Annotated in this window: 20 protein-coding genes; 10 read left to right on the top strand and 10 right to left on the bottom strand. The window is 70.4% G+C overall.

Going from position 1 to position 26756, the window contains the following annotated elements; translation table 11 throughout:
* Positions 1-30 precede the first annotated feature (30 nt).
* Genes ACQF4J_RS44905 through hypA form a run of 3 tightly spaced genes read left to right on the top strand, consistent with a single transcriptional unit; the run spans position 31 to position 794 of the window.
* On the top strand, positions 31-237 hold the full coding sequence (locus ACQF4J_RS44905) for a hypothetical protein (RefSeq protein WP_351571606.1): 207 nt from the start codon (positions 31-33) through the stop codon (positions 235-237).
* 22 nt (positions 238-259) lie between these two features.
* A complete protein-coding gene (locus ACQF4J_RS44910) occupies positions 260-448 on the top strand; it encodes a hypothetical protein (protein ID WP_351571603.1) in 189 nt (62 codons plus the stop codon).
* A 7-nt stretch (positions 449-455) separates the two neighbouring features.
* Positions 456-794, top strand: a complete 339-nt coding sequence (gene hypA, locus ACQF4J_RS44915) for a hydrogenase maturation nickel metallochaperone HypA (RefSeq protein WP_351571600.1) — start codon at positions 456-458, stop codon at positions 792-794.
* A gap of 55 nt (positions 795-849) precedes the next feature.
* Here hypA and hypE read toward each other — a convergent pair whose 3' ends face one another.
* The 10 genes from hypE to ACQF4J_RS44965 all read right to left on the bottom strand — a co-directional run bounded on the left by hypE (position 850) and on the right by ACQF4J_RS44965 (position 16553).
* Positions 850-1920: a hydrogenase expression/formation protein HypE gene (hypE, locus tag ACQF4J_RS44920; RefSeq protein ID WP_427168415.1), complete on the bottom strand. Its 1071-nt coding sequence runs from the start codon at positions 1918-1920 to the stop codon at positions 850-852.
* Positions 1913-3055: a hydrogenase formation protein HypD gene (hypD, locus tag ACQF4J_RS44925; protein WP_351571594.1), complete on the bottom strand. Its 1143-nt coding sequence runs from the start codon at positions 3053-3055 to the stop codon at positions 1913-1915. The genes hypE and hypD overlap by 8 nt, the downstream gene beginning before the upstream one ends.
* A complete protein-coding gene (locus ACQF4J_RS44930) occupies positions 3052-3369 on the bottom strand; it encodes a HypC/HybG/HupF family hydrogenase formation chaperone (RefSeq protein WP_427168416.1) in 318 nt (105 codons plus the stop codon). Before ACQF4J_RS44930 ends, hypD begins: the two co-directional genes overlap by 4 nt.
* A gap of 4 nt (positions 3370-3373) precedes the next feature.
* Positions 3374-5701, bottom strand: a complete 2328-nt coding sequence (gene hypF, locus ACQF4J_RS44935; RefSeq protein WP_427168417.1) for a carbamoyltransferase HypF — start codon at positions 5699-5701, stop codon at positions 3374-3376.
* Positions 5698-6450, bottom strand: coding sequence for a hydrogenase nickel incorporation protein HypB (gene hypB / locus ACQF4J_RS44940; protein ID WP_351571585.1), 753 nt, complete (start codon positions 6448-6450; stop codon positions 5698-5700). The genes hypF and hypB overlap by 4 nt, the downstream gene beginning before the upstream one ends.
* A gap of 63 nt (positions 6451-6513) precedes the next feature.
* Positions 6514-7110, bottom strand: a complete 597-nt coding sequence (locus ACQF4J_RS44945) for a hydrogenase maturation protease (RefSeq protein ID WP_427168418.1) — start codon at positions 7108-7110, stop codon at positions 6514-6516.
* Positions 7107-8837 carry a hydrogenase maturation protein gene (locus ACQF4J_RS44950; protein WP_427168419.1) on the bottom strand — a complete coding sequence of 577 codons (1731 nt, stop codon included), beginning with the start codon at positions 8835-8837 and terminating at the stop codon, positions 7107-7109. The genes ACQF4J_RS44945 and ACQF4J_RS44950 overlap by 4 nt, the downstream gene beginning before the upstream one ends.
* A gap of 745 nt (positions 8838-9582) precedes the next feature.
* Positions 9583-11148 carry a serine hydrolase domain-containing protein gene (locus tag ACQF4J_RS44955; RefSeq protein WP_351571577.1) on the bottom strand — a complete coding sequence of 522 codons (1566 nt, stop codon included), beginning with the start codon at positions 11146-11148 and terminating at the stop codon, positions 9583-9585.
* Positions 11149-11209: 61 nt separating this feature from the next.
* Positions 11210-13075 (bottom strand): alpha/beta fold hydrolase, encoded by a 1866-nt coding sequence (locus ACQF4J_RS44960; RefSeq protein WP_427168420.1) that lies wholly within the window; start codon positions 13073-13075, stop codon positions 11210-11212.
* Between the two features lie 925 nt (positions 13076-14000).
* Positions 14001-16553, bottom strand: a complete 2553-nt coding sequence (locus ACQF4J_RS44965) for a GH32 C-terminal domain-containing protein (protein ID WP_427168421.1) — start codon at positions 16551-16553, stop codon at positions 14001-14003.
* A gap of 304 nt (positions 16554-16857) precedes the next feature.
* Here ACQF4J_RS44965 and ACQF4J_RS44970 point away from each other — a divergent pair, with 304 nt between their 5' ends.
* From ACQF4J_RS44970 to ACQF4J_RS45000, 7 genes are all read left to right on the top strand, one after another.
* Positions 16858-17898: a LacI family DNA-binding transcriptional regulator gene (locus ACQF4J_RS44970; RefSeq protein WP_351803321.1), complete on the top strand. Its 1041-nt coding sequence runs from the start codon at positions 16858-16860 to the stop codon at positions 17896-17898.
* A gap of 188 nt (positions 17899-18086) precedes the next feature.
* Positions 18087-19094 carry a LacI family DNA-binding transcriptional regulator gene (locus ACQF4J_RS44975; protein WP_351571567.1) on the top strand — a complete coding sequence of 336 codons (1008 nt, stop codon included), beginning with the start codon at positions 18087-18089 and terminating at the stop codon, positions 19092-19094.
* A 474-nt stretch (positions 19095-19568) separates the two neighbouring features.
* Positions 19569-20867, top strand: coding sequence for an extracellular solute-binding protein (locus tag ACQF4J_RS44980; RefSeq protein ID WP_427168422.1), 1299 nt, complete (start codon positions 19569-19571; stop codon positions 20865-20867).
* 54 nt (positions 20868-20921) lie between these two features.
* On the top strand, positions 20922-21896 hold the full coding sequence (locus ACQF4J_RS44985; RefSeq protein WP_351803325.1) for a carbohydrate ABC transporter permease: 975 nt from the start codon (positions 20922-20924) through the stop codon (positions 21894-21896).
* A gap of 4 nt (positions 21897-21900) precedes the next feature.
* Positions 21901-22788, top strand: coding sequence for a carbohydrate ABC transporter permease (locus tag ACQF4J_RS44990; RefSeq protein ID WP_351571558.1), 888 nt, complete (start codon positions 21901-21903; stop codon positions 22786-22788).
* Between the two features lie 82 nt (positions 22789-22870).
* On the top strand, positions 22871-25171 hold the full coding sequence (locus ACQF4J_RS44995) for a glycoside hydrolase family 3 N-terminal domain-containing protein (protein ID WP_351571555.1): 2301 nt from the start codon (positions 22871-22873) through the stop codon (positions 25169-25171).
* Positions 25172-25271: 100 nt separating this feature from the next.
* Positions 25272-26732, top strand: a complete 1461-nt coding sequence (locus ACQF4J_RS45000) for a glycoside hydrolase family 32 protein (protein ID WP_427168423.1) — start codon at positions 25272-25274, stop codon at positions 26730-26732.
* Positions 26733-26756 lie beyond the last annotated feature (24 nt).

Genomic DNA, 26756 nt, shown 5'->3' on the forward strand with positions numbered 1-26756 from the left:
GGGACGCGGAGGCGAGGAAGGAGAGCACCCATGGGGAACATCAGGGTCGGCCGACCCCAGGCCAAGCCCGACTCGACCGGGCACGTACCCGGCGTCCGTCAGGGCAACACAGGGCCGTACGAGCACCAGACCGGCCACCACCGGGACGGCACCGCCGACGCGCGCCGCTCCACCGGTATCCATTGGAAGCGGCACGACGCTCTCCTCGACGTCATGCCGAACATCCCTCCGGCATGACGAAGAGCAGGGAGCCGTTGCGATGAAGGTCCAACGAACAAGGAAATCCGCTGCCGCCGGGAAGACCGGGCAACGGATGCTGATGGCCGAGTGCGCACTGGCGGGCGCCGTCGCACTGGCGCTGGTCGTCCACGAGTTCCCGAGCCTGCGGCGTGAGCTGCGGATCTGGCGGATGGCCGGTGGCCTGCGCGCCGGCCACCGCTACCCGTGAGCCGGCCGTGCACGAGTTGTCGATCGCGACCGCGATCATCGAGCGGGCCGACGAGCTCGCCCGGGCGGACGGGACGCGGACCGTCTCGGCGGTGACCGTGCGCGTGGGCGAGCTGGCGGGAGTCGTGCCCGACGCGCTCGACTTCGCCTTCGAGGTGGCCCGCGACGGCACCCCCCTCGCCGCGGCCCGCCTCGTCGTCGAGCAGGTCCCCGCGCAGGCCTACTGCGGTCCGTGCGCCGAGGAGTTCGCGGTGGGCATGCCCCCGTTCTTCTGGTGCCCGCGCTGCGACCAGCCCTCCAGCGAGCTGCGCAGCGGCCGGGAACTGGAGATCATCGGCGTCGACTGACACGCATCGGGCCCCGCTGGGGCGACGGGCTCCGGCGGGGCCTGATGCGTGCGGATCAGCAGATGCGCGGCAGCTGCTCACCCAGTGGCAGGTCCACCACCCGGGTGCCGCCCAGGCCCGTCGAGACGACGACCATGCCCGGATGCTCGGCGACGCATTCCCCGATCAGCGTGGAGCCGGCGCCCTGCGGGTGGGCGCGCATCGCTGCGAGGACCTCGTCCGCCGCCGTGGGCGGCACGAAGGCGACGAGCCGGCCCTCGTTGGCGACGTAGAGGGGGTCGAGGCCCAGGAAGCCGCAGGCGTTGGCGACGGCGTCCGGCACCGGGATCGCCCGCTCCCGCAGCCGGACGCCGGTGCCCGAGGCGCGGGCGATCTCGTTGAGGGACGCGGCCAGACCACCGCGAGTGGGGTCGCGCAGGACGTGGACGTCCGGCGTGACGTTCAGCATCGCCGCGACCAGGTCCGCGAGCGGCGCGGTGTCGCTGGCGATCTCCACGCCGAACTCCAGTCCCTCCCGCACGCTCATGATCGCCACGCCGTGCAGGCCGATCGGGCCACTGACGATGACGGCGTCACCGGGCCGCGCCCGCTGGGGCCGGATGTCCACCCCGTCGGGGACGAGACCCACCCCTGCGGTGGTGACGTACACGCCGTCGCCGTGCCCGGACTCCACCACCTTGGTGTCGCCCGTGGCCACGACGACCCCCGCCGCTTCGGCCGCCGCGCCCACGGCGCGCGCGATCCGTTCGACGACACTCAGTTCCACGCCCTCTTCCAGTACGAAGGCGGCGGACAGGTAGGCGGGCCTGGCGCCGCTCATCGCGAGGTCGTTGACGGTCCCGTTGACCGCGAGGTCGCCCAGGCAGCCGCCCGGGAAGAACAACGGGCGGACCACATAGCCGTCGGTGGAGAACGCCAGCCGGGCACCGCCCAGTTCGAGAACGGCGGAGTCGGCGAGCCCGGCGAGGGTGGGGTTGCCGTAGGCCGGGATGAAGACCTGCTCCATCAGCTCGGCGGACAGGGCGCCGCCTCCGCCGTGCCCCATCACCACGACGGACTGGTCGCGAAGGGGCGCGGGGCAGGTCCAGTTCGCGGGGTCGACGGTCGTCTCGGCGAGTTCAGGCAACGGGGTTCATCTCCTCGCGCGCGGCGCCGGTACCCGGCGCCGCCGGGTCGTTCATCCTGCGGTACAGGTAGTAGGCCGCGCAGGCACCCTCGCTGGAGACCATGGTCGCGCCGAGCGGGGTGCGCGGGGTGCAGGTGGTGCCGAACGCGGCGCACTCGGTCGGCTTGATCAGCCCCTGGAGCACCTCGCCGGCGCGGCACTCGGCGGGCTCCTCGGTGCGGATGCCGCTCACGTCGAAGCGGTGCTCGGCGTCGTACCCGCGAAACGCCTCGGTCAGCCGCCAGCCACTCCGGGGGATGGGCCCGATGCCGCGCCAGTTGCGGTCGGTGACCTCGAACACCTCCTCGATCATGCCCACGGCGGCCGGGTTGCCGTCCTCGCGTACGGCCCGCGGGTACGCGTTCTCCACCCGGTGCTCACCGCGCTCCAGTTGGCGCACGGCCCGGCGGATGCCCTCCAGGATGTCCAGCGGCTCGAAGCCGGTCACCACCAGCGGTACACGGAAACGCTCGGCGAGCGCGGGGTACTCGGCCGTACCCATCACGCTGCACACGTGCCCGGCGGCGAGGAAGCCCTGCACACGGCAGGACGGGGCCGTCATGATGGCCTCGATCGCGGGAGGGACCCGCACATGGGACACGAGCAGGCTGAAGTTGGTCAGGCCCAGACGGCGGGCCTGGTGCACGGCCATCGCGTTGGCGGGGGCGGTGGTCTCGAAGCCGATGGCGAAGAACACCACTTCACGGTCCGGATTGCGGCGGGCCAGCTCCAGCGCGTCGAGCGGCGAGTACACCACCCGTACGTCGCCGCCCTCGCCCTTGACCCGGAACAGGTCACGGTCGGTGCCCGGGACGCGGAGCATGTCACCGAAGGAGCAGAAGATCACCCCGGGACGGGAGGCGATCTCCAGTGCCTTGTCGATGACGTCCAGCGGGGTGACGCAGACCGGGCAGCCGGGACCGTGGATCAACTCGACCTGCTCGGGCAGCAGTTGGTCGATGCCGTGCCGGATGATGGAGTGTGTCTGTCCGCCGCACACCTCCATCAGGGCCCACGGCCGGGTGGCGGTGGCGTGGATCTCGCTCAGCAGCCGCCGCGCCAGTTCGGGATCGTTGAACTCGTCGATGTACTTCACCGGGCCTCGCTCTCTCGGGGGTCCTCGGTCACGGCGGCGACTCCCGCGTCCCGCGCCGCCTGCTCCCAGGCGTCGCCGAACTCCTCCTCCAGCAGACCCAGTTCCTCGAAGAGCTGCAAAGAGGCCAGCGCGGACTCCTCGTCCAGGCGCTGGAGTGCGAAGCCGACGTGCACGATGACGTACTCACCGACCCGCACCTCGGGGACGTACGACAGGCACGCCTGTTTCTGCACTCCGCCGAAGTCGATCAATCCGGTGAGTGGATCGGCGCTGTTGTTGATCGATACGACCTTGCCGGGCACTGCCAGACACATTGGGTCACTCCTTCTGTCGTTCGTGTGCCGCGACCACCAGCTGGCCCAGGGCCAACCCGCCGTCGTTCGGCGGGACTTCGCCGTGCCGGAGGACCGTGAAGCCGTCACTGGCCAGCAGTTGCGTGCACTCCTGCTCCAGCAGCGCGTTGGCGAAGACCCCGCCGCTGAGGGCGACGGTGGTCAGGCCGGTTGCCTGCCGTGCGTGGCGGCAGGTCTCCATGACGGCGCGTGCGACGCCGCGGTGGAAGCGCGCGGCGATCACCTCGGCCGGGGTGCCGCGCCGGAGGTCGGCCACCAGTGCCGCCAGTACGGGCGCCGGATCGCATCCCAGAGGGCTGGTGCCGAAGGCGTACGCCGCGCCGTCGGCGCCCCAGGCCTCACCGGCCGCCGCCTCCAACTCCAGGGCGGCCTGGGCCTCGTAGCCCGCGCGCTGGCACACGCCCGCGAGGGACGACACGGCGTCGAAGAGCCGTCCCATGCTGGAGGTCGCCACGCAGGCCAGCCCGCGCGTCAACTGCCTTTCCAGGAACGACAGTTCCTCGCGTGTGCAGGCCGCGACGCTGGGCAGGTCCGCGTCCCACGGCAGACCGGCGGCCCACAGCCGGGCCAGCGCCAGACGGCACGGGTTGGCGACGCCCGCGTCACCGCCGGGCAGCGGGGCGGGGGCCAGTTGCGCGAAGCGCCGGTAGCCGGTGTAGTCGGCGATCAGGACTTCGCCGCCCCAGACGGTACCGTCGTCGCCGTATCCGGTGCCGTCGAACGCGACGCCGATCACGGGCGTGGCTCCGTCGAGGCCGTGCCCGGCCATCGCCGAGGCGATGTGCGCGTGGTGGTGCTGGACGAACAGGGGAGTGGTCCGGGGCAGTTGGAGAGCCCGCTGCCGTGCCCACCGGCTCGAGTGGTACCCCGGGTGTCGATCGGCGGCGACGAGTTCTGGGGTGACGCCGGTCAGCCGCCGCAGGTGCCCCTCCGCCTGGCGCGCCGCCTCCAGAGTGCTCAGGTCGCCCATGTCGCCGATGTGCGGGCCGAACCAGGCCAGGTCGCCCTCGCCGACACAGAGAGCGTTCTTGAGGTCGCCGCCCACCGCGAGCGCGGGCCGCAGCGCGATCTGCAGGCGCACCGGACGGGGCACGTACCCCCGGGAACGGCGCAGCACCTGCTCGGTGCCGTCCGGGCGCACGCGCAGCAGGGAGTCGTCGCACGGAGAGGCGATGGCACGGTCGTGGGCCAGCCATGCGTCGGCCAGTCCGGCCAGCCGGGCCAGCGCCTCGGCGTCGTCCGTCACGATCGGTTCCCCCGAGCGGTTGCCGCTCGTCATGACCAGCACCCGCGGGCTCGGCGGATCGCCGGGCAGCCCCAACAGCAGGGTGTGCACAGGGGTGTACGGCAGCATCACACCGAGGTGCGGGCTGCCCGGGCACACACCCGCAGCGAGGTCCGACGGGCGGCGGCGCAGCAGCACGATGGGGCGCCGTGGGCCGGTGAGCACGGTGCGCTCGGCGTCGGAGACGTCGGCGATCCGCCGCACGGCGACGAGGTCCGCGCACATCACCGCGAACGGCTTGCCGCCCCGCGCCTTGCGGACGCGCAGTTCGTCGACGGCCCGGGCGTCGGTGGCGTCGCACGCCAGGTGGTAGCCGCCGAGACCTTTCACGGCGACGATCCGTCCGGCGGCCAGCAGCGCCCGCGCCGCCGCCAGGGCGTCGGCGTCCCGGGCAGGGCGGATGCCGCTGCCGGGCGCGGGCACCAGGCGCAGCCGGGGACCGCAGTCGGGACACGCGACGGGCTGGGCGTGGAAGCGGCGGTCGCCGGGATCGCCGTACTCCCGCGCGCAGGCGGTACACATGGGAAAGTCGGTCATGGTCGTGACCGCGCGGTCGTACGGCATCCCGGTGGCGATGGTGAAGCGCGGCCCGCAGTGGGTGCACGTGACAAAGGGGTGCCGGTGGCGGCGGTCGGCCGGGTCGGCCAGCTCGCGCAGGCAGTCGGCGCAGGTCGCGGTGTCGGGCGGGAGCTGGGTGCGTCCGGGGGACTGCTCGGTGGAACGGATCATGAAGGCGTCGCGACTGCCCGTGGCGGGCACGTCCTCGACGCCGATGCCGGTGACGGCGGCCAGCGGCGGCGGCTCGGCGGCCAGCCGGTCGCAGAACCGCGCGACGCCCTCCGGCGCGCCTTCCACCTCGATGAGCACGCCGAACGCCGTGTTGCTCACGAACCCGCCGAGCGTGAGGTCGGTGGCCAGGCGATGCACATAAGGGCGGAAACCGACGCCCTGCACCGTGCCGCTCACGGTGACCCGGCGGCGCACCGCCTGTGCGGCGGGCGCCGTCACGAGCTGCGGCCGGCCGCGAGGCCGGAGTCCTGCCGCACGTGTCCGTGGACGTGGCCATGGGGGTGCGGCGCGAGCGGCGGCCGGTGCACAGGGGCCCCGTCCCGCACGGCGAGGATGCGCTCCAGGACGGTGTCGACACCGTCGCCGGTGCGGGCACACGACCGTACGATCTCCACTCCTGGATTGACCCGTCGCACATGAGCGTCGAAGGCCGCAGCGTCGAAGCCGGCGGGCTCGGCCAGATCGGTCTTGGTGAGCACCACAAGATGGGCGGAGCCGAAGGCGGTGGGGTATTTCAAGGGCTTGTCCTCGCCTTCCGTCACCGCCATGAGCACGATCCGCAGGTTCTCGCCGAGGTCGTAGGAGGCGGGGCAGACGAGGTTGCCGACGTTCTCGACGAAGAGCAGCGCGGTGTCCTCGGGCAGCCAGTTTTCCACGTGGCCGCGCAGCTGCCGGGCCTCCAGATGGCACAGTCCGTCGGTCAGCAGCTGTTTCACCGGTGCTCCCGAACGGGCGAGCCGGTGGGCGTCGTTCTCCGTCGCCAGGTCGGCGGTGAGCGCGGCCACCGGGATCTCGCGCTCCACCGCGCGGGCCAGCACCCTGCCGAGCAGCTCCGTCTTGCCGCTGCCCGGGCTGGACAGCAGGTTGACGACACTCACTCCGCGCCGGGCCAGGTCGGCGCGGAGGCTCGCGGCGAGGCCGTCGTTCTTGGCCAGAACGGCCTGGGTGACGTCCACGGAATCGCACATGGCGCAGCTCCTCGCGGTGGGCTCGACTCTGGGTCCGGGTACATCGGACAAAGCGGTCTGTGGCTACTGATCCTCGACGCCGCCGGCCACTGTGCGGGCGAGCCCGGCCGCGGACGGGGCCGCGGATTCCTCCGGGCGGCTCAACGGGGGCGTCGCCCCGGGGTCGGCGAGCAGCTCGGGGACCATCACGTGCAGGGCCTCGACGGCCCGGCCGACCGCGGCCCGCATCGAAGTGCTGAGACCGGGGACGATGTCCTCGTCGTCGCGTGGCCGCAGGTGGGGTTCGCAGGCGAGGACGAGGACCCGCGGCAGCGGTCCGTCGCCCAGGTGGGCGGCCAGGGCCAGGACCTTCGCCGGGTCCATGCCGTGGGCCTCGGGCGGGGCCGCGCCCGAGCCGCCGTCGGGGAGGTCGGGCTCGATCAGCGACAGGGTGCCGGGTCGGTGGCCCCGCTCGGCGGCGTCCACCAGCACCGCGACGTCGTAGCCGTCGAGCAGTTCGTATGCGAGGTCCAGGCCGCGGATGCCGAAGTCGCGCACCCGGACCTCGGCAGGCAGCGGGCGCTGCTCCAGGGCGCGGATGACCTCGGGGCCGAAGGCGTCGTCCGCGAGGAAGATGTTGCCGACGCCCGCCACCAGCAGCCGCGCACCGGAGCGGATCACCGGGCACCCCCGCTCAGCGGCCGGACGCAAGTGCCCGGCTGCTTGCGGACGAAGGCCGACCGCAGGGCGTGGTACGGAGCCTGCGGGTCGAAGAAGATGGCGCGCATGCGGGCGAGTTCCGCCCGGCGGTAGTCCGCGAGCGGTCGTTCCCGTTCGTCCGCCTGCCGCGCCGAAGCCTTCGCGGCGATCCGCCGCGTGAGGTCCGGGGCGGCGGCGAGAAGGGCGGCCCTGCGCTCGGTCTCGGCGGCGAATGCCTGCGCCGCGACCGGTACGAGGTGGTCCACCAGACCGATGCGCGCGGCGGTGGCGGCGCTCATCGGCAGCGCCTCGGTTGTCAGCCGCTGGGCCGAGTCCGCTCCGACGCGGCGCGGCAACGTGTACGTCCAGAACTCGGAGCCGTACAGACCCATCCGCCGGTAGTGCGGGTTGAGGACGGCGCCCGCGCGGCACCACACCTCGTCGGCGGCCAGGGCGAGCATGAGGCCGCCTGCCGCCGCGTTGCCGCCGAGCGCCGCGACCACCAGCCGGTCGGTGGTGCGCAACACCGCTTCGACCAGGTCGTCCATGGCGTTGAGATTCGCCCAGGACTCGCCGGCCGGGTCGGCGGCCGCCTCGATGACGTTCAGGTGGATGCCGTTGGAGAAGAAGTCGCGCGCTCCGCCGAGGACCAGCACCGAGGTGGGGCGGGCGAGCGCGTGCCGGTAGGCGGCGAGCAGCCTGCGGCACTGGTCGGTGCTCATCGCCCCGCCCGGGAAGGAGAACGTCAGGAAGCCGATGTCTCCGTGCTGCCGGTACCGGATGTCGGTCCAGGTGTTCCGGCCGGGGGGCAACTCCAGCGGAGCCGTGACCTCAGGCAGCCACGCCTTCTTCCGCGCCTGCGCTGTGAAGCCGGACGGAGCGGGGAAGGAGGCGAGCACCGAGGCCGCCGGGCGGCGGAACGGAGCCGGGTCGCCCGAGGACTTGCGGGGCCGCAGCTCCGGAATCCACACGGCGCCGTCGCGGGTGGCCCGGCACACCGCCCCGGCGCGCGTCGCGAGCAACTCCCCGGCGCGTCCACGTAGTTCGTCCTCGGGATGCCCACCGTGCAGGAACACCTCCCGGCCGAGGAGTTCGTCCAGGACACCCGGCTGCGAGTCGGCCCCGCGGAGCTTGCGCAGTACCGTCCCGGTGTCGTCGTTCTCCCAGTCGATCCTTCGCCGCTCCTGGCGGAAGAAGTCGCGCCACACCACGCGGATGGCGGGATCGCTCTGGGGCTGTGGCTTGAACGATCCGTCGGCGTACCGGCGTACCGCCAGCCGAACGGCGGCCGATGCCGCGTCGGAGGTCTCGTTGCGGTACAGGTCGCTCTTGCCCACCGGCGGCACCGGGAAGGACTCGGTCGCCCACACGTCCCCTGCGTCCATCGCCGCCTCGGCCTGGAGCACAGTCACTCCCCACTGGAGCGCGTCCTGGGCGACGGCCCAGTCCAGGGAGGAAGGGCCGCGGTCGCCGGGTGGCCCCGGGTGCACGATGAGGCAGGTGTATGTCTGCCAGACGTCCTCAGGCAGCGCCGACTTCAGCATCGGGGCGATGATCAGATCCGGGGGTGCCTCGTGTACGGCGGCCCGGATCGCTTCGGCGCCGTGCGAGGCGAGAACGACGTCCACCCGGTGCCCTTCGTCCGACAGTTCCGCGTACACACGCTGGGACAGGCTGTTGAACGCACTGGCGACGAGCAAGATGTCCATGACATGGCATATTTGCCGCTTGTCGCGGAAGCGAGAAGCATCACGGCGGCGTTTCGTCGCACTCCGTCAGATCCCTTCCTCCATCCGGAGGCGCAGGTCGGCAACGAGCCGTGCTCGCCCTGGCCGAGCCCAGGAAGGTCACCATGACTGCGGAGTCCTTGCGAGGCGGCGAAGGCCGTGGCCGGGGCCGGTCATCACACGCTGGCCGAGGGATCGTCCGCACCATCGCCGACCCCTACCAGCAGGTCCGGGCGCTGACCCTCATGGCAGAGGTAGTGGGCCTGCCGCGGGCGGCTCATTTGTTGGGCGAGGCCTTCGTCCGGGGGCGTGGCTGACGCCTCTACAGGAGCTGGCGAAGACCTGTCCGCGTGAAATGGTCCGGCTCGCTCGGGACGTGTTTGACAGCCCTTCGCGGCATACGCAGTAGATACGGAGCCTTTCCAATCTCGGACCCATGTGATGCGAAGGGCGAGGACGGCCTGTACGAGGCCGGTGTACATCGATCAATCCTCGTGGGGACGCCACAGCCAGCGCAGAAGCGTCCGGGAAGCAGGACCCCGCCGTGGTTGGGGCCGCGTCCGCCGTCCCCCAGGACAAGGCGGAAGTCGTATCCCGCTTCAGCGAGAGCGGCTGCCACGCGCAGGTTCATCGACGATGCCGCGAAGACGGTGGTTGTAGGTCGTTACGCATACGCCGGCATGAGGCGGGTTCGGTCGATCTGGCGAACCCGCTCCATGGGTGGCCCTCAGTGTGTCTGGTGACGGTGCAACCGGCCGTGGTTGCGCCACCAGAGCACCTTCCCGTCGGGCCCGCGGACGAAGTCGGTGCGGGTGCCGACCGGCTGGCCGTCGGGGTCGAGGTCCAGCGCGAAGTCGGCTCGATAGAAGGCGGCCCCGACGTCGCCGGTCTGGACCTGGCTCGAGTCCTCTTCTTCGGAGGCGGCTTCGGCCTCGCTGGGCGTGGCCTGGGTCGTCTGGGTCCCGCGCAGCCGTCCGTTGTGCCGGCTCAGCTTGATGACGGTGTCCTCTATGTCACCCTTTTCGTTGATCCGCTGAGCTATGTAAGGGCCCTCGTAGGGTGCCAGTTCCTGGCCACGCAAGGACATGGCCGTGGCCGGGAGGTTGGTCACGCCTGCGAACAGGTTGAGGGCCCAGTCGTCGGTGAACAGCTCGTCCCGGAGCCGCGTCCCGCCCTGCGAGTTGGTCAGTAGGGTCAATGCGAAGCCGCGGCTCGGAACCATCAGGAAGCCCGATATCTGACCCGGCCAGGTCCCGCCGTGCTGCACGATCCGTGCTCCTTGCGCGGTCGGGCGCAGCATCCAGGTGACTCCCATGCCGTCGAGTTCCACGACCAGGGTGCCGCCGGGGCCGGGTTTGGAGCGCATCTGTTCCAGCGACTGCCTGCTCAGCAGCCGCGTGCCGTCCGGGGCCGTACCGTCTCCGAGGTGGAAGCGGGCCCAGTTCAGTTGGTCGCGCACGCTGGAGACCAGGCCGCCGGTGGGCGCGAGGCTTCGGGGCTGGGGCCAGAAGGCCGGCTCCAGCACGGCTTTGCCGTCAACCACGTCGTGTGACGCCGCGACGTTGAAGCCCACGATCTCATCGCTGGAGAAGCGGCTGTGGCCGAGTCCGAGCGGATCGATGACCAGTTTGCGAACCGCGGCCTCGTACGTCGTGCCCGTCACCACTTCGATGATCCGGCCGGCCACGCACAGCGCCGCGTTGTTGTAGGCGAACACCTCGCCGGGAGGGGTGAGCTGGGGAAGACGTGCCATCGACGCCACGAAGCGGGCCAGCGCGTCGTCGCCGGGACCGAAGTCCTGGTAGTCGTCGCCCAGCCACCCGGCACTGTGATTGAGCAGCTGCCGCACGGTGACCTGCGCCGAGGCGTACGGGTCGGCCACCGCGAAATCGGTGAGGTAGCGGCGCACCGGGGCGTCCAGTTCGACGTCGCCTCGCTCGACCAGCCGCATCATCGTCGTTCCGGTGAAGGTCTTGGTGGTCGAACCGACGCGGAAGACGGTGTCACCGTCGACGGGGACCGGGTGGTCGACGTTGGTGATCCCGTACCCCTTGACGTACTCCTGGCCGTCCCAGAGCACGCCCACCGCCGCTCCGGGAATCGCGTACGCCTCCATGCTCGCCTGGATCTTGGCGTCGAGGGCGTTGAACGGTGAGTTCCCGGTGGGGCCGATGCCACCGCCGTGGACGGTGGATTGCGGCGACGCGGCCGCGGCGGTGGCCGGCCCCGGCGAGACGGTCGTGCAGCCCACCGCTGCCGCGGCGCCCAGAAAGCCGCGGCGAGACCACCTCATGGCGCCGCTCGGTTCAGACGGAGCGCAGCGCAAGGTGTCGGATCCGGCCGACGGCACATCCTCATCCACGGGTTCCGGCTCCCTCGCTGCCGATGATGAACGTCGGCGGTTTCACGGAGCTCACGCACCGCGTGTCGGGGTTGTCGGGGTTGTCGAAGAAGGATGTGATCACCTTTGCCCCGCACGGATTGTCGAAGGTTCCGTGGGCGACACCGGCCAGAGTGACGACCGTGGAGCGGGAGAGCGTGCGGGCCACGAAGCGCCCCCACTGTGCCCCGGTCTGGGCGTCGAAACTTCCGGAGATGGCAAGGGTGGGGATGCTGCTCCGAGTGACCGCACGAATGGAGTCGGGTGCCTTCGGGACGTTCCATTGCTGGCATGCCTGCCTCAGGAACGGCAGCTGCGGCGCCTGGGCCAGGACCGTGCGGGGGAGCTCGGGAAAGGCACGCTGCCCCTTGGCGAGCTGCTCGGCGGGGGTCTCGAACGGCACCCATTCGCTGCACCACACGCTCAGCGAAAACCCGTGAGCGAACATCCCTTGCGAGCCGGGAATCCAGGCGGACGCCCACTGCTCAGCGATGCGCCCAGGGTGGCCGTGGGCCAGCTCGTCCACGGCCAGCGGGAAGTCGTCGGGGGCGTGGCTGGCACGCACCAGCCAGTTCAGCAGCGCCCCGCCGTCCAGGACCACCTTCACCCTGCCGACCTGCGGCACTGTGACGTAGCTGGTGACCGGCTTGGCCTCCAGCTGGCGCACCATGCGCAAGAAGGTGGCACCGATGTCCGGGTAGCGCTGTCGGCACGAGGGCTGGGCCGCGCAGGCGCTGACGATGTTGTCGAACGACTCCCGCATGCTGCTCCACGTCCAGCCGGGCGTCGCCTCCGACGGCGGCACGACGCCGTCGACGGTCACAGAGCGGATCCCCTGGGGAAACATGCGCATGTAGGTAAGCGCCAGCTGCGTCCCGTAGGAGTGCGACAGGACGTTCCATTCCCGGATGCCCAGAACCTTGCGCAGATCCGCCAGGTCGGCGGCGTTCTCGCTGGTGTTGTACGCGGCTGGGTCGACTCCCTGGGCTGTCAGGCGCTCGTGGCACCGGGCCGCCGCCTGGGCGTACCGGTCTCCGGTGGAGGGTGCGTCGTAGAGGAGGTGGACGCGGTCCGCGTAGAACTGGTCGATCTCAGGGCACGTCAAGGGCCGCTGGGAGGAGTACGTCCCGCGCTGGGACAGGACGACCAGATCGCGGTCATGGTTCAGACCGGCGTCGGTGAGTTCCGATATGTTCCCGAGGGCGTCCGCGCCGGGCCCGCCGGTGAGGAACACGATGGGATCGCGGTGCGGTCGCGGTGATGCTGAGGACACGAGCGCGACGGCCAGGCGGAGGGTTCGCATGGACGGGTGGGCCCGGTTTTCCGGTACGACGAGGAAGCCGCAGCGGGTGTCCTTCAGTGGTCCGTAAGTGGTGGGGCATGGAGCGGGTTCGAACCGCGATGACGGCTGCGTCAGCGCGCGCTCGGGCTGGGGCAGGGCAAGCGGGGTTCCCGGGAAGATCCAGTGGCCCTGGTCACTGGAGATGTAGCCGTGCCGACGGGCTGCATCCTCGATGGTGTGCTGGTTGGTGGTGTAGACGCTGTCCCACTGCATTCCGCTGCCGAGGGTGCGCTGGGCGATGTCCCACAGCGTGTTTCCGGTGGCGATGGTGTGCGTGCCGCTCTGCGTGCGTGGGGGCATCCGCTCGGCGGGCATTCGTTCTGGGAACAGACCGGGCTGTGAGCGCTTGAGGAGCGAGGGACCGTCCTGGCCCGCCGAAGGTTTGTGACGGGGGGCGGCCACGCCGGGCGTGCTGTGGGCCGGCGCCGCGCACAGCATCGTCAAGCCGGCCAGGAACATGGCGGCGGCGGCAGCTGTGCCGCGGTTGCGTATGGGCATGTCGTCCTTCCGAGCAGGTATGGGTGGCAATCCCAAAGGCACCGGTCGTGCGCGTCGGCAACGGTGGGGGCGCCAGACCTCATGCTGTGAGGACCGCATGTGCCCCGCACTCCAGCGGGCCCGAAAGGGGCACGTTCTGACGGCGAAAGGGCGAAGCCGCGCGCATCCGCCCGATCGTCTCTCCGCTCTCGGATGCGGGATCTCCCACTGACGGACGTGTGATCCTTCCCGTGTCCTGTTCACCCGGCCTGTGGTCTTGGCCGGGGGAAGGCCAAAGAGGAGATCACGGCAAGTGGGGAGGGCATGGCCTCACGGGCCGTTACCGTGCGGCGGCCGACCCGTCCGGACTCGATCACTGCACGGTGACGGTATGTCGAGCTTAACGACAACGCGAAGCCCCGACCTATGAGCAGCAACGGCCCATGGTGACAGGCGAGTTGATGCCGGAGGTCGAGGCACGCGTGGACCGCTGCGGCACAAGGTCGGCACCGCCAACTTGCGTGAGGGGTTCACCGGGATGGGCGTCACCGGAACGCACCGCAGCACTCGCCGGGTGGTCGCCGCGGCGAAGGCGTCCTGTCCGGCCGGCCACCGCAGGTCGAACACTTGGCCGGGCTGGTCGAGGTTCCGCAGCCCGCCTCGTGCCCGGCCACAGAAGGTTGCTCGGACGACCACTGCGGCTGAAGTCGGTTGCTGCATGCGGGTGTTGGCGGAAGGGCAAGGGTGGGTGCCTGATGGAGGATCTTGACGTCAGTTGATCTGGTGTTCGTTCGATGCGCCTGGGCGGTACCCCTGTCTGCCGGCAGCGTTGCAAGAGAGTGCCGAAAGACGATCACGGCGTTGCAGGTGGGTCCGTTGACGATGTCGACCGTGCGCCGGAGGCGGCTCCAGCCGTCCGGCGCACGGGCTTGAGGGCTCATCAGGGTCAGGGCCAGATGGACTTCAGTTGCCACGCCTGCATGCGGTCGAGAGTGGCGGTGCCGCCTTCGGCGAAAGCGGCGACACCCGTGCCGGCGGGGTCGGGGAAGATCTGGTCGGTGAGGGTGACCTGTTCGCCACGGTTGTTCTGGGCGTAGACCTCGACGGAGGAGGCGTCGACGAGGACGTGCAGGCTCAGCCGGCCGCCGTTCAGGTCGAGCGGGGCGCGCTGGACGCCGGTGAAGGTGGGGTCGAAGTCGGTCGCGCCGGAGGCGGAGCGGTCGATGTAGACCTCGCCGGTCGTGGTGTCGTAGCCGATGCGGGTGCGCTGTCCGGCGCCTGTGCGGACGTCGAGGCCGGAGCGGTCGGCGGTGCCCGGGGTGAGGTCGGCCTGGAGGGCCAGGCTGCTGCCGTGGACCGCGAGCGGGGTGGTGGTGTTCGCGACCCGCGTGCCGGGCACTCGGGTTCGGGCGCCGCGCAGGGCGGTCAGTTCGCCGACCGGCTGCTGGATCAGCTGGACCTTGCCGTTCACGGTCTTCAGGGAGAGCTGGCGGGGGAAGGTGTCGGCGCTGCGCCACGGGGTGGTGGGGATGGCCTGTCCGTAGTTCCAGTTGTTCATCCAGGCGATCATGACGCGGCGGCCGCCGGGGGCGTCGGTCCATGTGTTGGCGGCGTAGAAGTCGGCGCCGTAGTCGAGCCAGTGGGCGCGCTGGGTGGTGTTGAGGGCGGGTTTGTCGGCGGTGGTGAACTGGTCGGCGAGGATGTGGCCCCAGCCGCCGGAGTTGGCGTCGACGATCTGGATCCGGGCCTTCTTGCCCTTGTAGGCCATGGTGTTGAAGGAGGACCAGTCGAGGTTCTCGGAGTCGGCGCCGGTGGCACTCTGGACGACCTTGCCGTCGACCAGCAGGTTCACGCCGGTCTCGACGGAAGGGGGCTTCGCCTGGGTGTCGGAGAGGACGACCTGGTCGAGGTTGAGGTGGCCCCAGCCGCCCGTGTTGTCGTCCACGACCTTGATCTGCGCCTGCTTGCCCTGCAGGTCGGACAGGTCCCAGGAGGCCCAGTTCAGGGCTTCGCCGTTGGGGCCTGTGCTGGTGCGCACCACCTTGCCGTCCACGATGAGTTCGACGGCGGTGGGAGCGTCGGAGCTCGCGGGGTGGTAGCCGCCGCCGATGAGGAAGTCCAGGTACTTCTTGTCGATGGTGAAGGTCGGGGATGTCAGCGTGCCGGTGCTCGCGTCGCCGTTGAGGAACGTGTTGACGAGCCCCTTGCCGAGGTAGCCGGTGACCTGCTGCTGGCCGGTCAGCGTGCCCTGGGCCGGTCCGGTTCCGAAGGCGTCGCCGGTGGTGGTCCAGTCGCCGATGGGGCTGGTGTAGGTGCCGCCCTCGAAGTCGGCGAGCGTTTCACCGGTGGGTGCCGGCTCGTCGCCCAGGACGGCGTCGGGGTCGTACGGGTGGTTGCCACCGCCGACCTTGAAGTTGATGTAGTTGCTGTTCACGGTGAACTCGGGCGAGGTCAGCGTGCCGGTGGAGCCGTCGCCGCCGTGGAAGCTGTTGGCGAAGGCCTTGCCCTCGATGCCGGTGACCTCCGACTGCCAGTCCACCGCCCCGGTCGCCGGCGCGCTGCCGAAAGCGGTCCCGGTGGCCTTCCAGTCGCCGAACGACCCGGACTCGAAGTCCTGTACGACGGTGCCGCTCGGCGGGGTGTAGGTGGTGCCGGCGTCGTCGGAGGTGAACTTCTTGCCGTTGAAGTCGCCGACGAAGTACTGGGCGCCGGAGCCGCCCGCGATGCCGCCGGGGTTGAGGTTGACGGCCAGCACCCACTTGGTCTTCTTCGGATCGCCGTCGACCGGCAGCGGGAACAGGTCCGGACACTCCCACACCCCGCCGGTGGCGCCGGCCGGGCCGAAGTCGCTCTGGTGGGTCCAGTGCTTGAGGTCGGCCGAGCTGTAGAAGGAGATCTTGTGCTGGTCGGCGAGGGAGACCGCCATCAGCCAGCGTTTGGTGGGGGCGTACCAGAAGACCTTGGGGTCGCGGAAGTTGCTCGAGCCGATGTCGAGCACCGGGTTGTCGTCGTACTTGGTCCAGGTGGTGCCGCCGTCGGTGCTGTAGGCGAGGGCCTGCTGCTGCTTGCCGGACGCCTTCTGCGCGCTGGTGTAGACAGCGACGAGTGGCGGGTTCTTCTTGGTGCCGAAGCCGGTGGTGTTGTTCCTGTCCAGCACCACGCTGCCGGAGAAGATCATCTCCTGGTCGTCCTGGGGGATGGCCACTGGGAGCTGCTTCCAGTGCACGAGGTCGGAGCTGACCGCGTGGCCCCAGGACATGTTGCCCCAGGTGTTGCCTTGCGGGTTGTACTGGAAGAACAGGTGGTACTTGCCCTTGTAGTAGATGAGGCCGTTGGGGTCGTTCATCCAGTTCTGGGCCGGGGTGAAGTGGAACTGGGGGCGGTACCGCTCGTGGTAGAGCGTGTCGGCAGAGGCCGGTGAGGCCGCGACCAGGCCGAGCCCGGACAGGACGGCCAGTGCGGCCAGAAGTCTGCGGCGCGGACGAGTGGTTCTGGACATGGCGCTCCTTGCGGGCGTGCGGGCTTCGGCTCAGCCGTAGGGGACTGACGCGTGGCGGGTGGCGCTTGACGCGTGTCGGGTGCGGGCGGCGGCTTGTCCGTGACCTCGTCCAAGCTCGCGGACGGGCCCGGCTGCGGGGACAGCACGGCACCGGCAGCTCCAGTCAGTGCTGGAAACGTTTCGCCGAAGGTAGAGGCACTGCGCCGCCGAAGTCCAGACCCTGTGCAGGAAAACATCTGAATGCGAGGATCGGGACGGCTGCGCGGTGCCGTCTGCCCCAGCCCTCGACAACCGGGAGAAAACGTTGCCCAGCCAGCACAACGACACGGGTCGGCGACCGGCGACCATGCGCGATGTCGCGACCATGGCCGGGGTGGGGATCGCCACCGTCTCGCGGGTCGTCAATGGCAAGCCCGTCACCCCTGACCTGGCCGAACGGGTGACGCGCGCCGCCGAGTCGCTCGGCTACCGCCAGGATCTGACGGCCAGCAGCCTGCGCCGGGCCGACCGCCGCACCAGCACCCTCGGCCTGGTCCTCGAGGACGCGGCCAACCCCTTTTCCGCCGCGCTGCACCGCGCGGTCGAGGACGCCGCCGCCGAGCGCGGCATGCTGCTCCTCGCCGGGTCCACCGACGAGGATCCGGCCCGCGAACGCGACCTGCTGAGGACTTTCACCGCCCGCAGGGTCGACGGCCTCATCGTGGTGCCCACGGGCCGGAACGACGCCGACCTCGACGCGGCCCACCGGGCCGGCACACCCGTCGTCTGCGTGGATCGCCGCACCTCGGCGTCGGAGGTGGACACCGTGACGGTGGACAACCGTGGGGGTGTGCGGGCGGCGGTGCGGACGCTGTTCGAGGCAGGTCACCGGCGCATCGCCTTCCTCGGGGATCTCCGCTCGATCTGGACCGCCGAAGAGCGCCATATGGGATTCGTGGAAGGGCTCGCCGGGGTGGGATGCGTCCTGCACCCCTCTCTCGTGCGGCGTGGCCTGCACGGCGCGGAGGCCGCCCAGGAGGCCGCCCGCGAACTCCTGGCGCTCGCGCACGCGCCCACGGCCTTCGTCTCCGGCCAGAATCTCCTGACCGTCGGGGCCCGCAGGGCCCTGCAGGAGCTCGGGCTGCAGCGCCGCGTGGCGCTGATCGGTTTCGATGACCTGCCCCTCGCCGACCTGCTCGAACCCGGTCTGTCGGTGATCGCGCAGGATCACGACGTCATCGGCAGGGAGGCCGCGGGCCTGCTGTTCGAGCGGCTCGGGGGCGAGGTCGGTCCCGCCCGCCACCGCGTGCTGCCCACTCGCTACCTGGCCCGCGGGTCCGGTGAACTCTCCGCCCCCGAGGGCTGACGGCCTCCCGTGAACCAGTTGTTTCCGGTGTGTTGACGGGATGAGCCTCCCGGTGCTTCACTGCCGGAACCGGTACCGAAACCGGTTCCGGCACCGCTCCCGGTACCGCTTCCAGCGGTCTCTGTACGATCGGTCCTTTCGGTGCGGGAGGACATCTTCCGCCTCTGCGTGGAGTGAGAGGAGGTGGCATGGGAGTCACCATCGCCGACGTGGCCTCACGGGCCGGCGTCAGCAAGACGACGGTCTCGCGAGTGCTGAACGGCAAAGGCGAGATCAACGAGAACACCGTCCTGAAGGTCCGCAAGGCGATATCGGAGCTCGGCTATGTGCCGAGCGCCGGAGCGGTAGGACTCGCACGCGGCACCACACAGATGATCGGCATGCTGGTCCCTGACATGGCCTGGGCCTGGGCCGGCATCGTGCAGGCAGTCGTCGAAACACTGGAGACCGAGGGCTTCGGGCTGCGCATGCTGACCTGGAACCGTGGTGAGGAGTCACTGCGCAGGCTGGGTCTGCAGGTCGCCGCCAAGTCCTTCGACGGTCTGCTGGTGATAGAGCCCGAAGGGGCCATGGGGTACATCGCCGAGCTGCACGAAGCAGGGCTGCCGGTCGTGCTGATCGACGATCGTTTCCAGCGGCCGGGATTCCCCTACGTGGCCACCACCAACCGCGAGGGGGGTCAGCAGGCCGCGCGGCACCTGCTGGACATCGGGCGCCGCCGTCCCCTGGTGGTGACCGGCCCCGAGACGTTCGGCTGTACCCAGGAACGGCTGGACGGCTTCGTCGAGGTCTACGCCGAAGCCGGGATCGAGATCGACCAACGCGGCGTCGTCTGCGGCGACTTCGATTTCGAACGCTGCCGGAGTCTGGTCGCGCGCGCTCTCGCGGACGGCCTGGAGTTCGACTCCGTCTTCGCGCACAACGACCCCTCTGCGGCAGGCGTGCTCGCCGCACTGCACGAGGCAGGTCTGTGGGTCCCGCAGGATGTCGCCGTGGTGGGCTTCGACGACGTCGAGATGGCGTCGTACACCTACCCGGCACTGACCACCATCCGGCAGCCCATGCGGGAGATGGGTGAAGCGGCGGCGCGTCTGCTGCTGGACCACGTGCGCGGATCACCGAAGGCCGCCCCCTCGTGCATCGTCCCCACCAGCCTCGTGATCCGGGGCTCGACGTCAGGCCCGAGCTCGAACTGACGCTGCGTCATCGAGAGGCGCACGGCGTCAGCCTCTCACCGAACCGTCCGTCTCCGCCGTCCGGCCAGCCCCGCAGGCGGAGACGGACCCCATCCGCCGAGTGAACCGACTCAATCGGCGCTCGGGCCGGCCGGCAGGTCGCCCCCTCTTCCCGAAGCCGCTTTGCGCAGCGGCCCAGACCGGCCTGCTCGCCTGCCGGCCCGCTGCACGGCATCCCCGCGGAACCCGGTTTCACGCGTCACCGTCGAGGCCGTTTCCGTAGCCGCCTCCGGCGCATCGATCGGTACGCCGGGCACACCCCGCCCGGCCGTTGGCCACTCCCGGTCGGACGTTCCAGCCGCGACCGGCGGCTGACGGCCGAAGCCGCCGCACACGGACCGCCTCACGGGTCGAGGCATCCGAGCGTGAATCCGCTTCCACCTCTCGCCGCCCTCCTCGGCGCCCCTTTTCTACTCAACGGCAAGGAGCCGTCCCATGCGTACCTCTACTCGGCACACCGTCAGAACCGTCCAGGCCCTGTGCATCACCGTCACGGCAGCCCTGGTGGCCACCGGCTGCGGCCGCAGCGCCGACTCCGGACCCGGCAAGGACGCACCCGCGAAGATCGGCAGCGGCAAGGCCACGGGCAAGGTCGTCATGTGGTCCATGGGCGACACCGACCCGGCCCTGCTGAGCCTGGCCAAGAAGTTCGAGAAGCAGAACCCCGGCGTCAAGGTCCAGATCACTCCGGTGCCCTGGGCCTCGGCCCACGACAAGCTGACCACCGCGATCGCCGGCGGCAACACACCGGACATGTCCGTGGTCGGCTCCACCTGGATGGCCGAGATGGCCGCGATGAACGCCTTCCAGGCCACCCCCACGTCGTTCAGGGCGGCGGACTTCTACCCCGGCCAGTGGGACACCACCAAGTACAAGAACACTTCCTACGGCGTCCCGTTCATAGCCGACACCACGGCGGTCTACTACCGGACCGACCTCACCACGAAGGCCGGCATCAAGGGCCCCCTGGCGAGCGACCGGGAGGGGTACCTGAAGGACCTCAAGGCCATCCAGGCCACCGCCGGCAAGCAGAACCCCAAGCTGCGCTACGCGAGCGGGTGGTTGATCGGCTTCAACTCCTGGGTCTTCTGGGTGCCGATGGTCTGGCAGCAGGGCGGTGACATCTACGACGCGAAGACCAAGAAGTTCACCTTCGGCACGCCGGAGGTCGCCAAGGCGCTGGAGTACTACGCGAGCGTCCCCAGGCAGCACCTGGCGCCGACCGACAAGGAGGACAACGTCCAGGGCTTCCAGGACGGGCTGATCGCCACCTACCAGGAGGCCGCCTGGGCCGGTGGCGCCTTCCACAAGGACTCCCCGAAGCTGGACGGCAAGTGGAAGACCATGCCGGTGCCCTACAGCAAGCAGCCCTCCGGGTTCGCCGGCGGCAGCGACCTCGCGGTCTTCAAGGAGGCCGAGAACCCCAAGGCGGCATGGAAGTTCGCCCAGTTCCTCACCGCGCCCGCCAACCTCGCCGCCTACAGCAAGGCCACCGGCGTCCTGCCCCCCGCGCCCGCCGCCTGGGCGGAGGGGAAGCTGACCGAGGACGAGACGAAGAAGGCGTTCGAGGAGCAGCTGAAGGTCAGCAAGGCGCCGCCCGCCATCACGACCTGGCAGCAGATCGCCGACGCCATCGACTCCGAGCTGGAGAAGCTGTCCCTCGGCAAGGCCACCGTCGCCCAGGTGCAGAAGGACCTGCAGTCCAAGGCCACCGGCATCGGCACCGGCCGCTGAGCGCCGGCGCGTGAGCAGCCCTCCAGCAGCCCTCTTATGGGACGGATGACATCCATGTCCACGAAAACGCTCCCCGGTCGGGGCGATGTCCACGAGGTGAGCACCGGGCGGCCGGACGGGAGCGCCGACCGGCGGCGCTTCACGGTCCGCCGCACGGCGCGCGCGCAGACTCGGGCCGCCTGGATCCTCGGCGCGCCCTTCCTCGCCCTGTTCGCGGCCTTCATGGTGCTGCCGGTGGTCTGGTCGCTGCTGATGAGCATGACCGACACCGAGAGCGCCGACCTGCGTACACCGCTGAACGTGTCGTTCATCGGCTTCGACAACTACGTACGGCTCTTCGAGGACGAGCAGTTCGTTCACGCCCTGCGCAACACCGGCGTGTTCGTCCTGGTCGGTCTGCCCCTGACCCTGGCCGCGGGGCTCGCCGCGGCGGTCGCCCTCGACCGCGGCATCCGCCGCTTCCGTGCCGTCTTCCGGGTCGGCTTCTACCTGCCGGTGATCACCAGCGTCGTCGCCGTCGCCGTGATCTGGAAGACGCTCCTGGACCCGCGCGCAGGGCTGGTCAACACCGTCCTGACCTGGTTCGGGATCAACGGCCCGGCCTGGCTGGCGGACACCCGGTTCGCGCTCCCCGTCATGATCCTGATGGCCGTGTGGCGCAACCTCGGCACCGTCATGATCATCATGCTGGCCGGGCTGCAGTCCGTGCCCCAGTCGCTGATGGAAGCGGCCGCACTCGACGGGGCCGGGGCCTGGCAGCGGTTCTGGCGGGTCACCTTTCCGCTCCTGCGCCCGGCCCTGCTGCTGACCGCCGTCACCACCGGCATCAACTATCTGCAGTTCTTCGACGAGCCGTTCGTGATGACCGGCGGCGGGCCGCTGGACTCGACCCTGTCGGCCACCTTGTACAGCTACAACCAGTTCGGCAACGGCAACTACGACATGGCGTCGGCCGCCGGCTACGTCGTCTTCGTCCTCATCGTCGCGCTGACCGTTCTGCAGTTCCGCGTGCTGCGAGACAAGGACTGATCCCATGAGCACCCTCACCCACCCCGGCACCGGACGCCATCACACGGACCGGACCATGCGCCGCCGCCGTATCCGGCAGAACTGGGGCAACCCCTGGCTGTATCTGCCGCTCACCGGCTGCCTCCTGCTGATGATCGCGCCGTTCCTGTGGATGCTGTCCGGCTCCTTCAAACCCGAGGCCGACATCCGCAGACTGCCGCCCGTTCTGGTCCCCACCACGCCCACGGTCGCCAACTACAGCCAGTTGTTCCGCAGTCTCGACTTCACGAGCATGTTCGCGAACTCCGTGATCGTGTCCCTGGCCATCACCGCGGGCAACCTGCTCTTCTGCTCGATGCTCGGATACGCCCTGGCCAAGCTGGACTTCCGGGGCCGGCGCCTCGTATTCAGCCTGGTCATCGGCACCCTCATGGTCCCCGCCCTGGTCACGTTCGTACCGCTGTATGTGCTGGTGGCCAACATGAAGCTGACCGGCTCGCTGCTCGGGCTGATCCTGCCGTTCCTGGCCGGCCCGTTCGGGGTGTTCCTGATGCGGCAGTTCATCTCCACCCTGCCCGACGAGCTCATCGACGCCGCCCGCGTCGACGGCTGCCGGGAACTGGCCATCTTCTGGCGGGTCATCCTGCCGCTGACCAGGCCGGCCCTCGCCACCTTGGGGATCATCACCTTCCTCGGCTCGTGGAACAGCTTCCTGTGGCCCCTGGTCGTGGCCCAGAACCAGGACCAGTACACGCTCCCCGTCGGCCTCGCCCTGGCCAGCAGCGGTCAGTCCTTCACGCGCTACGGCATCCTCCTCGCCGGCGCCGTGGTCGTCCTGCTGCCGGTGATGCTCGTCTTCCTCCGCTTCCAGCGCCAGTTCGTGGCCGGCATCGCCACCACCGGCCTGAAGTGACCACCGGCCCTCGACCGCGGCGGCCACCCGCCGCCGGTCCCCAACTCCCGTACCTGTGACGCCTGATGACTTGGAGTCGAAAGTGGGACAGCCCGTCCGCACCGCGGTGTACCTGGACCCGGAAGCTTCCGTGGAAGCGAGGATCGAGGACCTGCTGTCACGGATGACCCTGCCGGAGAAGGTCGGGCAGCTGCTGACGCTCGACGCGCAACACGGGGACCTCGACGACATCGTGTCGGCCAAGCGGGCCGGATCGGCCTTCCACGTCACCCCGTCGCTGATCGGGGAGGCCATCGAACTGGCCCGGCGGACACGGCTCGGCATCCCCCTGCTGATCGGTGACGACGGCATCCACGGCCACTCGTTCTGGCCGGGCGCGACCATCTTCCCCACCCAGCTGGCCATGGCCTGCGCCTGGGATCCCTCCCTGCTCCATCGGGTCGCCCGTACGGCGGCGACCGAGATCGCGGCGACCGGTATCCACTGGACGTTCTCGCCGGTCCTGTGCATCACCCGGGACCTGCGCTGGGGTCGCATCGACGAAACGTTCGGCGAAGACCCTTACCTGATCGGCGAGTTGGGTGCGGCGATGGTGCGCGGCTACCAGGGGGAGGGCCTGGGCGACCCTACGGCCGTGCTGGCGTGCGCCAAGCACTTCGCGGGCTACTCCGAGACCCTCGGCGGACGCGACGCGAGCGAGGCCGACCTCAGTCCGCGCAAGCTGCGCTCGTGGTTCCTGCCCCCGTTCGAACAGGCGGCCCGGGCGGGGTGCCGCACCTTCATGATCGGCTACCAGTCCATCGACGGCGTGCCCATCACCGCGCACCAGTGGCTGCTCAACGAGGTGCTCAAGGACGAGTGGGGCTTCACCGGCACGCTGGTGACCGACTGGGACAACGTCGGCCGGATGGTCTACGACCAGCGGGTCTGCGCCGACCAGGTCGAGGCTGCGGCGCTCGCCGTCAACTCCGGCAACGATCTCATCATGGCCACCCCGGCGTTCTTCCAGGGCGCACAGGAGGCGGTCGCCCGGGGCCTGGTCGCCGAGAAGCAGATCGACGACGCGGTACGGCGCGTTCTGCGGCTGAAGTTCGAACTCGGGCTCTTCGAGGACCCCCGTGCGCCCGACGCCGAGTTGCAGGCGCAGGTGATCGGCTGCCGCGCCCACGCGGACCTCAACCTCGAGACCGCTCGCCGTTCCCTGGTGCTGCTGCGCAACGACGGGACCCTGCCCCTCGAAGGCGGGCTCACCTCGGACGGAACCGGCCGCGCCCAAGGGGGGAGCGCGCCGCGGACGATCGCGGTCATCGGCCCCAACGCCGACAGCCCGCAGGCGATGCTCGGCGACTGGGCCGGCGCCACGGGGCAGGTCCCGTGGATGCCCGAAGGCCATCCGCGGGAGTCGGTGGAGACGGTGCTGGACGGCCTGCGCGCCGTCGCGCCGTCCGGCTGGAGGGTCACCCACGCCCGCGGGGCCGACATCGAAGGCCTCGCCTTCGACCCCACCGCGTGGTCCATGGGGCCCGACGGCCAACCGCAGCCACCCGTCTTCACTCCGGCCCCGGTCGACCAGGCACAGCTTCGGGAGGCCGTCGCCGCTGCCGAGGCCGCCGACTACGCCGTCGTCGTCGTGGGGGACACCATCGCGCTCACCGGCGAGGTGCGCTCCACGGCCACGCTCGACCTCCAAGGAGGCCAGCTCGCCCTGCTGGACGCGGTGGCCGCCACCGGCACACCCATGATCGTCGTACTCGTGCAGTCCAAGCCGAGCACCCTGCCGGACTCGGCCCTCGACGCGGCAGCGCTCATCGAGGCGTTCAACCCGGGCATGCGCGGCGGCCGTGCCGTCGCCGAACTCCTCTTCGGCCTCATCGAGCCCAGCGGCCGGCTCCCGGTCTCCTTCGCCCGCCACGTCGGACAGCAACCGGTCTTCTACAACCAGGTGCGCGGCCAGCACGGGGACCGCTACGCCGATCTCACCCAGGACCCCCTGTTCGCGTTCGGCGAGGGTCTCAGCTACACCACTGTCACCTACTCCGACCTCGTCGTACACGACACCGACGTGTCCGTGGAAGGCACTGTCCACGCCACGGTGCGGCTCACCAACAGCGGCAGCCGGGCCGCCCTGGAAACGGTCCAGGCCTACGTCAGCGACGTGACCACCAGCGTCACCTGGGCCGAGCAGGAGCTGAAGGCCTTCACCCAGGCCGAGGTCCCGCCCGGCGAAAGTCTGGAGGTCGGCATCAGCGTTCCCGCCGCGCGCTGCTCGCTGGTCACCGCCGACAACCGCCGCGTGGTCGAGCCAGGCGAGTTCGTGCTGCGCGTCGGTCCCAGCTCTCGGCGGGAGCGCCAGCTCAGCTCGGGATTCCGCATCCGGGCCTGAACTCCGGTCGCCGGCCCCGCGAAGGCCGCTCGAAGCCCCCGCCCAGCCGATCCCTGACCCCGGCTGGGCGGGCCCCTCTGAACCACCGAAAGGCCCGCGTGTGTCCACCACACCCCGTGACGTTCACTTCCCCGTGGCGCACCTGCGCCCGCCCCGCAACTGGGTCAACGACCCCAACGGGCTGGTCTTCCACGACGGCTACTACCACGTCTCCTACCAGTACAACCCCTACGGCGCGACGCACGCGAACATGCACTGGGGCCACTTCCGCAGCCGCGACCTGCTGACCTGGGAGCCCTTGCCGATCGCCCTGTCCCCGACGCCCGCCGGCGTGGACGCCGACGGCTGCTTCTCCGGCAACGCCGTCTCGGACGGCGACCGTATCGTCGCCTTCTACTCCGCCCACCGCGAGGACCGCTCGCCCCAGCACCAGCCGGTCACCTGCGCTGTCTCCCACGACGGCGGCCGGACCTTCAGCCCGCGTGGAGAAACGGTTATCCCGGCCTGGCCCGACGGCTGCACCATGTACCGCGATCCGTACGTATGGCGGGAGGGCGACGGCTGGCGGATGCTGGTCGGTGCCGCCCTGTCGGACGGCCGCGCCGCCGCGGTCCTGTACGACTCACCCGACCTGGAGAGCTGGATCTGTCGAGGGCCCTTCGTCGCCCGCCACCCGGGGCCCGTCGAGGGCACCGGGCAGTCCAGCGGCGATGGCTGGGAATGCCCCCAATACCTCCCGGCGGCCGGCGGACTCGGCGCTCTCATCTTCGGTACCTGGACCCAACCCACCGGCCCGATGCGTGTCGCGGCCCTGATCGGCGAAGAGCACGACGGCCACTTCAAGGCCGGCCCGCCGATGTGGGCGGACCACGGCCCCGACTTCTACGCACCCGCCCTGCTGCGCGCTCCTGGCGGTAAATGGCTGCTGTGGGGCTGGTCATGGGAGGCCCGCGACCAAGCCTGGGCGGTCGCCGGCGGATGGGCCGGCGTCCTCACGCTACCCCGTGAGATCCACGTCGACGGGGACGGCACCCTGCGCCAACGGCCCGCCACCGAACTGCTCGCCCTGCGCGGTGCGCACACCGTGCACGCCGAGGGTGCCACCCGTGGCCCGGAGCCGGTGGACCTCGGAGTGCTGGGTCGCGCCTTCGACCTGACGGCCCGTCTGGAGCTCACCGGAGACGCCGGCTTGCGGGTGCTGACCACCCCGGACGGCTCCGAGTACCTCGACCTCCGCCTCGACGCGGACGCGGGCGAACTGGTCGTCGACCGCGACCGCGCCTCCCTGGACAGCCGGGCCCACGGCGGCTCCTACCGGATGCCCTGCCCCACCGGCCGGCCGGTCGACCTGCGCGTGGTCGTCGACCACTCCATCGCCGAGGTCTTCCTCACCAGCACCGGTCAGGTCCTCACGCTGCGCTTCTACCCGACCGGACAGGGCCCGTGGCGGCTTCAGGCCCGCACCGCACCGGGCACACGCCTCGGATTCACGGCCGACGCCTGGGACCTGCACCCACTCGTGATCAAGACGCCGACCAGCGGCGCCGCAGAACAGTCCTGAACAAACAGATCCGAAGGAGGATCC

The organism is Streptomyces sp. C1-1 (assembly GCF_050214755.1).
Classification (GTDB): Bacteria; Actinomycetota; Actinomycetes; order Streptomycetales; family Streptomycetaceae; genus Streptomyces.

What these genes read in the sequence shown, in the direction of transcription:
- ACQF4J_RS44990 (WP_351571558.1), top strand. Translation starts at nt 21,901, where the DNA reads ATGAGCACCCTCACCCACCCCGGCACCGGACGCCATCACACGGACCGG.
- ACQF4J_RS44905 (WP_351571606.1), top strand. Translation starts at nt 31, where the DNA reads ATGGGGAACATCAGGGTCGGCCGACCCCAGGCCAAGCCCGACTCGACC.
- ACQF4J_RS44955 (WP_351571577.1), bottom strand. Translation starts at nt 11,148, where the DNA reads ATGAGGTGGTCTCGCCGCGGCTTTCTGGGCGCCGCGGCAGCGGTGGGC.
- ACQF4J_RS44950 (WP_427168419.1), bottom strand. Translation starts at nt 8,837, where the DNA reads ATGGACATCTTGCTCGTCGCCAGTGCGTTCAACAGCCTGTCCCAGCGT.
- ACQF4J_RS44910 (WP_351571603.1), top strand. Translation starts at nt 260, where the DNA reads ATGAAGGTCCAACGAACAAGGAAATCCGCTGCCGCCGGGAAGACCGGG.
- ACQF4J_RS44965 (WP_427168421.1), bottom strand. Translation starts at nt 16,553, where the DNA reads ATGTCCAGAACCACTCGTCCGCGCCGCAGACTTCTGGCCGCACTGGCC.
- ACQF4J_RS44930 (WP_427168416.1), bottom strand. Translation starts at nt 3,369, where the DNA reads ATGTGTCTGGCAGTGCCCGGCAAGGTCGTATCGATCAACAACAGCGCC.
- hypB (WP_351571585.1), bottom strand. Translation starts at nt 6,450, where the DNA reads ATGTGCGATTCCGTGGACGTCACCCAGGCCGTTCTGGCCAAGAACGAC.
- ACQF4J_RS44980 (WP_427168422.1), top strand. Translation starts at nt 19,569, where the DNA reads ATGCGTACCTCTACTCGGCACACCGTCAGAACCGTCCAGGCCCTGTGC.
- ACQF4J_RS44975 (WP_351571567.1), top strand. Translation starts at nt 18,087, where the DNA reads ATGGGAGTCACCATCGCCGACGTGGCCTCACGGGCCGGCGTCAGCAAG.
- ACQF4J_RS44985 (WP_351803325.1), top strand. Translation starts at nt 20,922, where the DNA reads ATGTCCACGAAAACGCTCCCCGGTCGGGGCGATGTCCACGAGGTGAGC.
- ACQF4J_RS44960 (WP_427168420.1), bottom strand. Translation starts at nt 13,075, where the DNA reads ATGCCCATACGCAACCGCGGCACAGCTGCCGCCGCCGCCATGTTCCTG.